A 12,170-nucleotide genomic window follows, 5' to 3' on the forward strand; every position below is an offset into this window, starting at 1 on the left:
ATATCTCTTGTTTTTTTGGTTAATTTTTTTCCAGTATCTGTATAAATGACACCTAAAGGTTTTATCGTTAAGCGTTGGTCTCTTGAAAGCTTATTTACTATGGATAGTAAATTACTGGTTCCGAGTACTGAGTATTGATCTATCTTCATTGGCATTATGTAGTGCGTTGATGCCATGATGGATGCTTCTGTATACATTGAAATAGTCGGCGGGCAATCAATGAAAATATAATCATATATATCTTTAAGTTTTTGATCCTCTATAAAGTTCCTAACTCTAATTAATCTAGTATTATCTACAGTATTATGCTCAAACATGATATTTATATCGCCGGGTATAATATCCAAGTTTGGCTGAACATTATAAATAACATCTTCTTTTGTTAATACATGATCCTCCTCATAAATAGATTCATTAACCTCAAATAATTTTTTTATTGTTTTTCTTTCTTTAACAAGAGATAGGTATTCATCAATTTTATCGAGTTTCCCCATAAAAGACTGAGTAGCATTGAACTGAGGATCAATATCTATGATGAGTACTTTTTTACCTTTGTAACTGGCTAAATAATCGCCAGTACTAATGCACAGAGTAGTCTTTCCAACTCCCCCTTTCATATTTATAAAGCTTATAACAGGTGCTGTCATAGATACCCCCAAAAGACCGTGCGCTTATCTTACAGATACAAAATAAATTTACACTACTGTTTTTTCATACATAGCTCTATAGCGGGTTTACTTTATGGGGAATGGATATATATGAATTTATTGCGAGTGTCGGAAACTCTGGATTACGCTACGGCTTGGCAATTCTATTTAGCTATCACCAGCATAGCCCTCTAACGCCATCGAATGCGCGGATATGGATTGATAAATCACTAACTCATTGATCTATTTAACCATCCTCACTTTCGATGAGTGATAACCGCTCGTTTAGACGCAATTCCTGCACTGGCTGGCTATTCAGCAACAGGGTAAATATCAGTTGCTCTGTTCGTAACCCTCTGTTTAACCATAATTCTAGTGTTAGGTACGATTCACAGTGGAACTATCTCAATCGCTGCGGCTTCTTCCACTGGTAATCCGGGCTGGTCATCATGCTGCGAAACCTGGCGCGATGCGCAATGCCGCTCTGTATTGAACGGCGTATCTCCCGCTGGTCTGCCAGGGTGAGTTGGCGGCCTTCATGCTCCAGCTTGGCAATGGTGAGTAATTCTATCTCGCTTTGCGTCATGGTTTCTCGCTCTATCTGTGCTGGCAGCATTGTATTCACAACCGAAGATCATCAACTGGTCAGATGTGAATTATTCTATTCATAACGTACAAAGGGGCATAATGTTATTATATAACAATAAGCCATCCGGGAGCATTTATGAAAGTGCATAGCATTTTGGCTGTATCGCTGGCAGCAACATCGTTCAGCTGCCTGGCATTTAAATCACAACCCAGCATCCCCGAAACTTCGCCAACTTCAAGCATCAGCACCCTTGAGAGCAAAATTCTGGGTAGCTTCTACAGCAAGCACGGCATGAACCCACAGAGCACCGTCCTTGGCATGTGTAACGCATCACCTGTACCAGGTTGTTCTTGCCCATTCTGCATGATGCTACGCAGTCATGTAAGCTAACTTCATTACGCAACTATTTTGCAAGGGAGTGACTTCATGAGATTACCTAAGCGCCGTATTATCTGGATTGTTGTTGCCATTGCTGGCGTGGTTTCACTTAGCGTGGCCGACTCAACCATTGATGCCAATAACATCGTTCACGACTCTGCTCTGATGCCGGTTGGTGCCATTCTGTTGCTGGTAGCATTTTTAATCTTCGTCTTTGACGCTATCAAAACGGCAATACGCGGTTAACACTGCGCGGTTTTTATTTCTCGTTTTGTGAAATTTGAGCGTTAGGAATCGTGAGATGGTAAAAAGATTTGCAAAACTTATTTAACATGGAGCTAAATACGCGGATTCAGTGTTCAAACCTTCGTATGGAAATTAATAAATGAAGCAACTTGATTTTACCGTTGAAGAATTAAAAACCGTCATCATGGAACTCCTCCGCGAACTCAAGAACGAAGATCCGCAGCACTTAACTCGCACTATGTTCGCCAAGCACCTGCTTGGTGAACGAGTAACTGAAAAAGTTCTCCATGATGCTGTAAAAAGCCTACACCGCGAGGGATGTATTGTTCTTGCCGATAGCATCATGACCGCTAAACCAGGATATCCATACCCGTTGATAGAATCGACATTTCATTTGCCTAGCTAATCCACTTCCATCTATTGGGGTGGCTAACCGCAATCTAGCCAACTGATAAGTTCTTTTTCATTCACCGGTACGCAGCCAAAATGCACAGTTTCGCTGCGTACCGATCTGCGCACTAAGTACTATAAATTTTGACAGGGAATTTTCTGATTATGTACTCAGTCCGCTGCTGGCAAGGGTTGCGATGTAATCAGCTATCTCAAACCGTATCAAACAGTACAAAACCCACTGCGTACCACGCGCCCGCTATAAACCCTCTCAGATAAGGCTTACCTTTCTCTTGAGAGCACCTGTTATGCGCTCTACAACCGGACTGAATGCCCGCCAGTAGGCAAGCTCATACTGCATAAGCCTGGCTAACCTCCTGTTAAAGGTTTCCCAGCGCATCCCCTTTGGCTTGGGGAATAAATTCGGGCGGTTAAACAGGTTATTGGTGAGATCGTTATTTCCCCATATGGCGTATCGCTGGCGACGTATGCTCATGCGCATTCGGTCTAGCTTGTCTCCGCTCTGGCTTTTGTAGTGGAGTTTCCAGCACTCCCGGCATGCGATATCTTTTCGCCCGATATACAGCTTCGCTACCCGCTTCACACAGTGCGGGCAAGCATACCATTGCCGAATGCCATAGCCAGCTTGTGTGATGGTGGTTCTGATTACCCGCGTAACACCGTTGATTGTCATGGCATAACCATCTGCGTGGCGGGATGTGTACAGAACCCCACTCTCAGTTGTGCAGGAAATCTGCATACCGGGTGAGAGCTCAGTCAGGCGGCGACGCATATTAACCAGGAATGGCAGACCGATACGGGGCAAATCCGTTGTGTAGCTGCGCGTTCTGTCTCTCATTGATGACTCCAGGGCATATCGTCGATAGTTCGCACCGCCGCGAAAAATGAATACGAAATAATATGAGTTTATTGTCGATGGTTACTGCGTTCTTTTAGCGTTAATCCCGGAACTGGCGCGGGTTACAGGCTGGTTTTTACCATGTTTTTTTACTGCGTAAATCTTTCGCACAGTTACCTATTTAAAACGGGACTGAATCTCAGCCCAATCCCGTTAATAACGCTTACTTGCTGGTGGTCTGGAATTACTCCAGCGCCTTGCGGGGAGCCTGATGGTTGGTTGATATCGCCCGGCTAAGAGGGCCTCCACTGTTTATGTCAGCAATAGCAAATTCAAGCACATCTCTTCCATCCGGGCCTTTGGACATCTGATAATCCTGAACCTGAGCTGATGAGGCGTAATTGTGAATGATAACTGTAGGGCTGCCGCCACCTTGTACTTGAGCGGGTCTCTCTGATGAAGAACCTGATGATTTAAGGTAATTGCTGCCGGTACTGGCTTTAGGTATGCCCTGCGACAAGTCTTTATTGCTGATTACTCGCCCATTGTTACCGGGCAGCATGTAGTTCTTGCCGCCAGACTGGAACACTTCTGGCAAGTTGCCCTCACCAAACTCATACATGCCACCAGCAGTTACTGGGCCACCATTCTTACGCTTGCCAGCCAAAGCAGCACCAATGGCAAAGGCGGCGACCATTCCGGCAATACCAGCTACAGCGGCGCCACCAAACGTTGCGATAGATGCGGCAGCGGCAGCAGGCGCCCATGCAGTTGCGGTGGCAGCGGCTGATTGCTGTGATGAACTGGATGCCATCTTGTCAGCTAACATCGCCATTGCTGCGTTTTTAAGGTACTGAATGCCTACTTCGACAAGCGACTGTATGACGCTATTGAGAATGGCATTACCGAGGTTCTCTGTTGCTTCCGCTGCTGTCTGGGTGCCATTGATATAGCCCGTGAGCGAACTGGCCGCCTGACTTGAGAAGCCATCAATAGCCGATGCCATCAACTCGTTTACAGTGCTCTGGTTGCGGTAAATCTCCCATTGCGCATCTGTACGCGCTTTCTCATATTGAGTGTTGGCCGCATTCCGAAGTGCCAGGGCTTGCTGTTCGGTCAGAGTTTTGTTGGTTTCAAACTGCTGGATTAGTGCAAGCTTCTGGGCATTTTCGTTAGCTAGTTGTTGAACCGGGTCAACGCTGCCCACAGCTTGTTGCTGCGGAGTGACAACCTGACCGGCTTTTATTTTGGCAAGGTTAGCCTGATGCTCCTGCTCGATGCGCTCAGATTCTCGGCTGTACTGCTCTTGAGAGAGAAGTAATTGCCCGTTGGCGTCAGTCTGTCCCTTCAGGCTTTCAAGCGCCGCTTTCTGTGAGTTGTAATCGGCATTCTCCTTCAGCTCAGGTACCGCATTTTGAGCTTTAAGGGCTGCTGCTTTATCCCAGGCTGCGGCTGCGTCACGCTCGACCTGAGCAACCATCTGAGGTGTTGGGTTTGCCAGCTTTTGAGTTGCTGCCAGTATCGCCTGTTCGCGTGAGAGGTCGCTGGTTGAATCAGCGGTGAGCTGTGCTTTCTGGCGGTATTCTTCCAGAACTCTGGCGTTACGTTCAGCCTGAGACGCTTCCTGGCTTGTAGCTTTGTTGTTTTCTTTTGTGGATTTGGCGTTCTGCTCGTTTTGTCGGTAAATCGCCAGTTTAACGTTGTAATAATCCCGGAAAGCCTGAGTGCCTTCTTTTAGCCCCTGCGTTTCAGCATCTCGCCACGCCTGAGCCTTATTCCTTGCATCACCAGTTTGTTTAGCGATAAACAATTCCTGCTGGGCAATTTTAATGGCTTTATCCTGGCTGGATGTAAGTTCATCGGTGATATTGCGAAGAGCCCTGAGACGATCCTCTGCCGAGGAGGCGGATTTAATTATTGTCCCAATTTTATCTGCATATTCTTGAGCTACAGCGGCTCCTTTTGAGTGCCCCTTGCTAACATCCACCAAAGTGGCAAGGAGATCGTTCAACTTATCCTTTGATGGCGTTTTGGCAATATCAGAAAGCTGTTTTGCGAATTCATATGCTTTCTGGTCTGATATATCAAACTTGCTTGCCAGCGCACCAACTGTGGCAATCATGGACTGCATGGTTGTTTGACCATCTCGCCCTGATGCGGCCGCCTGCTTCATTGCCTCGCCCCAGTCATTTGTGGTGATGCTAAGCGTAGACAGATAATCATTGAAAAGCTTAACGCTCGCATAGCTGCCACCAAGTGACGACACAAGCGAATCACCAAAGGTCACAAAGTCCTTTGATGCCTTTTGTACTTCAGTGGATACCTTCGCCATCGCAGACTGTAGTTCAGCCTCGGCTAGTTGAATCATCAATGAAGCAGCACGAATATTATTTTTCGCAAGGGCCGCATATTCATTGGAGAGAGCACTTACGCCATTCTGAGAAATAGTGATTACTTTATCCGCTGTTTCTATGGAGTCTTTCAATGCGTCCATGGCGCTCTTGCCGCCGTTAAGCGATGTAATCAGCGTGCCAGCAACAACCGTACTTAATGCGATAATAGAGCCAATCACTGCGCCGCCTGGCCCGAACGCACCGGCTAATTGCGACCCCTGCTGCGAGAAGGCTACAAGAGCGGATTGCCCACCTTGAACCTGAACAATGAAGTCCTGCACCTGGTAGCCAGCTTGTTGCATGCTGTTCTTCCAGTTAGTGTGGCCTTTTACCCCGGCGTCGGTGCTGTTCTTCATATCAAACAGTCGGCCTGTCAGCTCACCAATATGCTTTTTCTCTTCTTCAGAAGCAGTAGATCCGGCGCGGAGTTGGGCGGCAAGAATGGCAGCGCTACGGGCGGAGCCTTCTTGTGCTTCTTCAAGGATTGCCAGTTGATTACCCAATCCCTCAATTATCGCCTCAGCACGACTGAATTCTGCACCTGCGCCGCCCGTGTTAGTCCTGGCTTCTAACATCGCTTTAGCAATAGCATTCACACTTGTATTCAGGGTTCTAAGTGAGCCGTCCATCGACTTTGAGTAGCCAGCCATCGTATCAAATGATTTGCCAGTATCAGCCACAGTTTTCTCAAGACCACCAAGAGCCTTGTCGCTTGGTTTTACACTTGTGGCAATCGAATCAAGCGCGGCCTTGGCTTCCTTTGCTCCCGAGAGTAATGGCTCAACATCTGCGGAAATCTCAATGTAAATACCACCTAAACTTTCCATGCTCACCTCAGTGGATTATCGGATTTGCTGTTTTGAGAAGAGACATTTCTGTCATTTTGGTTATCGCGCTGGTGGCATGGGCGGTAAGGCTATACTCAGGGCCATCCAGAATAATCAGGTTCGCCAGTATCCAGAACGCATCGCGCTCACATGTGCTTCCGGTCTTAACCTGAGATAACAGCAATGCGTTGCCCAGCAAGCCAGCAGCCAGTTGAGAAACCTCTACAACCCCGCTTTTATCTTCAACTGTAACAACATCACTCCCTGTCTTTCGACGCAGATCACGCACATACGTTTCAGCAATGGACTCAGCCAGACATTGCAATTGCTCCATTAAGCCACCTCAACTTGTTGCAAGGCTTTGTCCACCAGCCCACGCACAATGGCATTAAGTGTTGGCGCGACATTGAGCGGTGATTCAGCTCGATAACCATCCTGAATCCGGCGCACGGACTCCATTTGTTCTTTAGTTAAAAGGACTGGTTTAAAGTTTGGATTCTGGGCCATCTCGCATCTCCTGTGAATTTATACAGGTTAATTTTATTCCACAATTAGCAACAAATGAATCCAATTATTGCTAAATAAGCAACAAATTCACTTATCAAAACGATCAGCTTTATTGATGGATAGGCCAAAAAAAACCTCACCGAAGTGAGGTCTCATACAAAAGTAGCTTTATTTCATCCACGCTGATTGCACAGCGCAGTCAGCCTCAAGATATTTATTTGTCTTGTACATTAAGGCGTCCAGTCCTTCACCCTTAAATTTTTTCCCGACAGAAGCGTCGAAAAACTCCTTGATTTCCTTGCAATTCATGCCCTTTGATAGCTGTCCTTTGTTAATGTCTTTCATTGATGTGATTAATTGTAGGCTTAACGCATTAGCATCTTCAGCAGACATTTTTTCTATCCCGCTTGCCTCGTTCTTTAAAAGCATTTCAGCTCTAACTCGAGCATCATATTGATCTTTCGTCGGTTGGGCGTTGACGACGAAACTCATCATCAAAGGAAAAGCAATGGCCATATATCTTTTCATATCTTTTCTCTCTTATTTACAGGCTTCTTTGCCGACATAGTAAGCAATCGACTGCTCAATAATTGGAGAAAGGTTTGGGTCCGGCTTTGATGCTTTCATTTCAGCAAGACTATCACCAGTACCGAGGTACTTTACTTGTCCATTTGAACAATCGTAAGCTCGTTGAGAATAAGAAGTTCCAGATGAGCCGTCCCGCTTGGTAACGATTGTCCTGAGCCCGCCAAGATTACCCTTTTCAAGTACTGTGTAGCTTGCCTTTGAATCCGTTGGAATGTGAATACTCTGTTGCGAACTGGCCGCACAAAACGAAACCATAAGACCAATAATCAAAATAAACTTATTCATATCGTTCCCCTCTATAGATAAAACCCTATCTTATCAGTGGACTCATCATTCCCTATACACATAACCACCAAAACTCAGCACAACAATAGCTAAAACATATCGCTAGAAACACCAAACCTTAATGGCAAGCGCTCCCAGACCATCGGCAGAATATTTTGCCGGTGATAAGGCTAATTCTTTTTGCCGGATAGCCGGAATGCTTCGCCGCCTGGCTGCGCTATTCCCATGCGGTGCTGTGTCTCTTTTGCTGCTCTGCTTAGGCCGCCAAAGTTCTCTGCCTGCTGCGGTGGGAGCCTGGAGAGATCAATACATCTGGCCCGGCGTAAAGCCACCCACTCCCGGTCGTTCTCACTGACGCACTGCTCGAGCACTTCCAGCCAGCGTGATGCGGCACGGCGGTATAACCTTTTTGCTTCCAGTTCTTCGGCCTTGCTGTCTTTCACCATATATCTGTTTCCTTTGTCAGAACGGCGCTTCATCGTCAAACGGTGGGCGCTGGTCAAATTCATCACTCTGCTGCTGGCTGGCATGGTTCAGGGCGCTGGCGGCCTGACCTTGTGAGCCTTTCTTACCACCGGGACGTGCTGTCCTGGCACTAATTACGCTGTCTGCTATAACCTGCGGTTGCTCCTTCTGTACGCCGTCCTGTCCTGCCCACTGGTTTAGCTGCATGTTGCCGGCAACGCTTATCAGGTCGCCTTTCTGGTGCTTTGCCAGCAGTTCGGCCTGCTTTCCAAATGCCACAACGCCCAGCCAGTAAGTAGCTTCCCCGTTCGGCCCCGTATGGCAGGGTAGAGATACCGCCAGCCGTGCCATAGTCATTTGCTTGTCGTTCGCTGTGGTGCGGGTCTGGGGATCTGCCACCAGCCGCCCGTATGCTGAAATTTGTGCTGTCATGCGTGGTTCACCTGTTGTGTGTCTGCGGCGTGTCTTGCCTCATATTCTGCGATGATCTCTAACGTCATATCGAACAGTTCACAAGCCGCTTTCTCTGCGTCGACAATCGTCAGTTCGTACAGCGTCATCATGCTGTACTGAACAGCACGGGCAGATTTTTTCCCAAGAGAGTAACGCTGAAAGATGGCTTCCCCCCTGGACTCAATATCCAGTCTGAAATCCTCCTGCGCCCATAGCCAGCCGTGTGAACGTTGGTACGGCTCATTTAGCCACGTCACATCTGCATACTTAGTTCGCTTCCAGACGACCAATATGGGGTATTTATGTTTATCACAGTATTCAAGCTGATCACCTGGAACGCATAACATCGGCCTGCCAGTAGTTGAGATAAATTTTCTTGGCACCACTGATTTCTTTTTCAACACAAGGCTTCCTCCTTTCTGATTACTTTCCTGGTCATTTCTGCCCCCCTTGTAAATCTTTTAAGGCAATCATTGCCCTACATCCCTACCAGCCACTAAAAATCATCACAAACCCAGTAACGACGCGGCCTTTGGATGGTAGGGATTCTGTCTTCACATCCCTACCAATTCCCTACTTATCCCTACCAATGCCCACTGGAACAAATAAATCTTGTAGGGATATGTAGGGTTAAGTAGACATAGAAATATATATCCCTACCAACCTCAAAGCCTTGTCACATCTGGCTTGTGGCGATTTTGGTAGGGCAGTAGGGATAAATCTACCGGTAAACAATTACTCATCATCATCGCTGGAAATTGCGCATCCGAAAGCACGCGGTAAGAACTCCTCCGCAAGCTCGGTGAGGCTGACATTGGTTTGCGCTCGTCCGTTAATCTGTCTCGTCAGGTATGCGGCACGGTACTCCTTGGCGGCTGACTTAATAGCGCGTGAGAATTTATTGACCGACAGCGGTTTGCCCAGGCCGTGATACTCAATGAACGCAAGGTATAGGTGATAAAGATATGCCCTTGGCTCTGGCTGGCCTGACCATGTTCCACCGCCCATCATCAGACCATTCGGTTTATCCATGAAAAAAAGCGCTGCGCACATATCAATGACCGGATCAGTGCCGCGCTTCACGTCCAGTGCTTCCAGTGAGTCACGCTGCTCGATGAGTAATAATTTTGCTTTGTTCTGGTCGGCAAATGCGTCCAGCAGGTGACGAATAATTACCGGAATTTCACGGCGGATCTTCGCTGTTAAATCTGGGTCTTTCCCTGCATCAGATACCGGGTTGTTGAACGGGAATATCACACGACGGCGGGCAATACCTCCGTTACGCTCGGTAAATGTCATTGGTTCGTTGTTGGTTGCCAGCACAACAGCGTTAAGCACGGTCGTAAATTGTTTCTCATACTTACCGTCTATCTCTACCGGGTCGCCGCCTGTAATAGCCTTGATGCCTGCGCCTTCACCAACATAGCGGGTCTGATCTGGCATCAGTATCAGGCTTTTGCCAACGAACTGCGCACGTCCACGGGCAAGATCCAGTGTGGACATACTTCCACTGGCTGTGTTGTGCTCTCCTGCAAGAGCAGTGGCAATGGCACTGAAGACTGATTTCCCGCTACCGCCTTCACCTGTTACTTCAATGAATAACTGCCAGTCGTGACGCTTTGCCAGCACCATAAATAATGCTGCTTTAATGCGTTCGGCCTTCTGATCGCCGCCCTCGGTGGCATGTGTCAGCCAGCGGGTAAAGTTCGGGGCGTGAGTGCTGAGGTTCTCGCCGGGTGCGGGGGAGGTATAGGTTATCCCGTTGTGGTTCATCAGCCAGTTTTCCGGGCTATGTTTGGTGAATGTCTGCGTAGACAGATCATAAACACCATTTTCAAAACCTATCAGGTCACAACGCTGCTCACCAAGAATCGGAAGCTGTAGCTTCATGGTTGCCACTACGGACTTAATCCCCTTCTCGGTGTAATGCGCTTCGTGCTCTTCAAAAATAGTTACCATGACGCGTTCAAGCTCGCTGTCATTCAGTTTTGACCATACGCCAGAATCGTAGCAGTACACCGATGCGCTATCTGGATTTACCGCCAACTTCCCCCAGCGACTGGAGAGCAGTTTTGCTTTCTGACTTGCAGCCATCTGAGCAATATCGGCGGAGCTGGTGACACGGGGCGCTTTACCACCCTCAATGGCCTGTAGCACTGGTTTCACATACTTCCCCTGCGGTTGGTACATTGATTCATTAAACGCCTGTGTAGCGGCTTCCAGCCCGTTTTGCTGGTGGTAGTCGTTCCAGTCGGCTTTATGGTCTGTCGGTGGTACTGATACCCAGCCAGCCACGGATAAAGCGGCTTTCTCTGCGGCTTCTTTCCCGAGGTTGGTGCCTCCAGTTTCGGAGTCACCTCCCTGCTGGTCGTTATCGGCGATGAGGACAATTTTGTCCCCTGGGTATTTCTTTCGCATCAGCTCCGCAACCGGTAACAGGTTGCCCGCGTCGATTGCTGCTACTGCCAGCGCGTCAGGGAACATCAGGTGAACGGATAAGACTGTCGCCAGCCCTTCACCAATCACAATGGTCTGCGGCGTTTCTGGTGCGTTTACGGCATGGTATGCCCCACGCTTTGCCGAACCCGCTAACAGGCGTTTAACCCCATCGGCGGTAATCGTCTGCGCGGCGGTGACTGTGCCGGACTCAGCTACCAGCCCCAGCAGCAATGAACCATCAGGCAGGATCGGATAATGGAACCCGTTCAGCCCTTTTGATTTCAGGTATTCGCTTTCACCTGGTGCGGCCTGTGCCGCCAGTGTCTGGTATTTATCGGCAAAGGTTTTGCGGCGTTGCTCCGTCTCCGTTGCTGTCTGCTGCTGTCGCACCTGTTCGCGTTGCTGGCGTTCAGTGTCCAGTTGGTTTCTTCTCTGGCTGGCTGCTTCTTTGTCGGGTTCGGCTGCCCGGTAATCAATACCCAGCACATCAGCCACCATCTTCGCGGCCTCTGTGGTGTCGCAGTTATTCACCTTCTTGATCAGGTCTAGTCCGTCACCTGCGCCGCATACGTTGCAGATGTGAGCGCCACGCCCGTTATCATCAAAGCGAAAGCGGTCATCACCCCCGCATGCCGGGCATGGGGCATGATGGCGAGGTGAGTCAGGAACATCGATATTCAGGCCAGCCAGGACAGAATCCCACTGATTAGCGGCGGCGCTGGTCACTTCGCGGATGAGGTCGATATTACGCATGGAATGCCCCTTCGTTATCCGCAAGACTCGCGCCCATATCACTGACCATGCTTTGCCAGATATCCCAGCCTTTTTCCGTAACTTCGGCACCGTTCACGCATTTACTCAGCAAGGTAATGCATGAGTTTTCCCACAGAGGACCAATTCCTTTTAGTGGTTCAAGTAAGTAACTATCTACCAATGGGCGTATGCCCTGAATGCCGTTAACAATTTCAACGCGTACCGGTTCACCGCCAGCATCCAGCATGAAATGCTCGCCATTGCTGGTGGTGGTAATGCGGTTATACAGCGCGGCGGCGTACTGGTTAGCCAGCGCATTAAGACGAAAGTTTTTAGTGATCATGTTGTTCC

At 48.4% G+C, this 12,170-nt stretch carries 16 protein-coding genes; 3 read left to right on the forward strand and 13 right to left on the reverse strand.

Going from position 1 to position 12,170, the window contains the following annotated elements:
* Positions 1 to 647 (reverse strand): ParA family protein (locus M979_RS01635; RefSeq protein ID WP_064553346.1); only part of this gene is annotated, 647 nt, incomplete at its 3' end.
* Between the two features lie 400 nt (positions 648 to 1,047).
* Entirely contained in the window at positions 1,048 to 1,233 is a 186-nt protein-coding gene (locus tag M979_RS01640; RefSeq protein ID WP_064553490.1) for a hypothetical protein, read from the reverse strand.
* Positions 1,234 to 1,371: 138 nt separating this feature from the next.
* Here M979_RS01640 and M979_RS22320 point away from each other — a divergent pair, with 138 nt between their 5' ends.
* The 3 genes from M979_RS22320 to M979_RS01650 all read left to right on the forward strand — a co-directional run bounded on the left by M979_RS22320 (position 1,372) and on the right by M979_RS01650 (position 2,266).
* Positions 1,372 to 1,626, forward strand: coding sequence for a hypothetical protein (locus M979_RS22320; protein ID WP_074388619.1), 255 nt, complete (start codon positions 1,372 to 1,374; stop codon positions 1,624 to 1,626).
* Between the two features lie 36 nt (positions 1,627 to 1,662).
* Positions 1,663 to 1,860 (forward strand): hypothetical protein, encoded by a 198-nt coding sequence (locus M979_RS01645; protein WP_064553348.1) that lies wholly within the window; start codon positions 1,663 to 1,665, stop codon positions 1,858 to 1,860.
* A gap of 139 nt (positions 1,861 to 1,999) precedes the next feature.
* On the forward strand, positions 2,000 to 2,266 hold the full coding sequence (locus M979_RS01650; RefSeq protein ID WP_064553350.1) for a hypothetical protein: 267 nt from the start codon (positions 2,000 to 2,002) through the stop codon (positions 2,264 to 2,266).
* A gap of 255 nt (positions 2,267 to 2,521) precedes the next feature.
* On the opposite strand, the gene M979_RS01655 is transcribed toward M979_RS01650, so the two are convergent.
* The 11 genes from M979_RS01655 to M979_RS01700 all read right to left on the reverse strand — a co-directional run bounded on the left by M979_RS01655 (position 2,522) and on the right by M979_RS01700 (position 12,162).
* Positions 2,522 to 3,109, reverse strand: coding sequence for a hypothetical protein (locus M979_RS01655; RefSeq protein WP_064553352.1), 588 nt, complete (start codon positions 3,107 to 3,109; stop codon positions 2,522 to 2,524).
* Between the two features lie 244 nt (positions 3,110 to 3,353).
* On the reverse strand, positions 3,354 to 6,329 hold the full coding sequence (locus M979_RS01660) for a phage tail tape measure protein (protein ID WP_064553354.1): 2,976 nt from the start codon (positions 6,327 to 6,329) through the stop codon (positions 3,354 to 3,356).
* Between the two features lie 7 nt (positions 6,330 to 6,336).
* Positions 6,337 to 6,663, reverse strand: a complete 327-nt coding sequence (locus M979_RS01665; RefSeq protein ID WP_064553356.1) for a hypothetical protein — start codon at positions 6,661 to 6,663, stop codon at positions 6,337 to 6,339.
* Complete coding sequence (locus M979_RS23490; RefSeq protein ID WP_167350258.1) at positions 6,663 to 6,836, reverse strand: hypothetical protein; 174 nt, start codon at positions 6,834 to 6,836, stop codon at positions 6,663 to 6,665. Before M979_RS23490 ends, M979_RS01665 begins: the two co-directional genes overlap by 1 nt.
* Before the next feature lie 168 nt (positions 6,837 to 7,004).
* Complete coding sequence (locus tag M979_RS01670; protein ID WP_157093194.1) at positions 7,005 to 7,364, reverse strand: hypothetical protein; 360 nt, start codon at positions 7,362 to 7,364, stop codon at positions 7,005 to 7,007.
* A gap of 12 nt (positions 7,365 to 7,376) precedes the next feature.
* A complete protein-coding gene (locus M979_RS01675; protein WP_064553360.1) occupies positions 7,377 to 7,709 on the reverse strand; it encodes a hypothetical protein in 333 nt (110 codons plus the stop codon).
* Positions 7,710 to 7,879: 170 nt separating this feature from the next.
* The gene (locus M979_RS01680) at positions 7,880 to 8,155 is read right to left on the reverse strand and encodes a PerC family transcriptional regulator (RefSeq protein ID WP_064553363.1); all 276 of its coding nucleotides are present in this window, start codon (positions 8,153 to 8,155) and stop codon (positions 7,880 to 7,882) included.
* A 16-nt stretch (positions 8,156 to 8,171) separates the two neighbouring features.
* Positions 8,172 to 8,606, reverse strand: coding sequence for a single-stranded DNA-binding protein (locus M979_RS01685; RefSeq protein ID WP_064553364.1), 435 nt, complete (start codon positions 8,604 to 8,606; stop codon positions 8,172 to 8,174).
* On the reverse strand, positions 8,603 to 9,028 hold the full coding sequence (locus tag M979_RS01690; RefSeq protein ID WP_245164625.1) for a hypothetical protein: 426 nt from the start codon (positions 9,026 to 9,028) through the stop codon (positions 8,603 to 8,605). The genes M979_RS01685 and M979_RS01690 overlap by 4 nt, the downstream gene beginning before the upstream one ends.
* 334 nt (positions 9,029 to 9,362) lie before the next feature.
* Positions 9,363 to 11,819: a toprim domain-containing protein gene (locus tag M979_RS01695; protein WP_064553368.1), complete on the reverse strand. Its 2,457-nt coding sequence runs from the start codon at positions 11,817 to 11,819 to the stop codon at positions 9,363 to 9,365.
* Positions 11,812 to 12,162, reverse strand: coding sequence for a hypothetical protein (locus M979_RS01700; protein WP_064553370.1), 351 nt, complete (start codon positions 12,160 to 12,162; stop codon positions 11,812 to 11,814). The genes M979_RS01695 and M979_RS01700 overlap by 8 nt, the downstream gene beginning before the upstream one ends.
* Positions 12,163 to 12,170 lie beyond the last annotated feature (8 nt).

Origin of the sequence: Buttiauxella noackiae ATCC 51607 (assembly GCF_001654865.1) — a bacterium.
GTDB classification, from domain to species: domain Bacteria; phylum Pseudomonadota; class Gammaproteobacteria; order Enterobacterales; family Enterobacteriaceae; genus Buttiauxella; species Buttiauxella noackiae.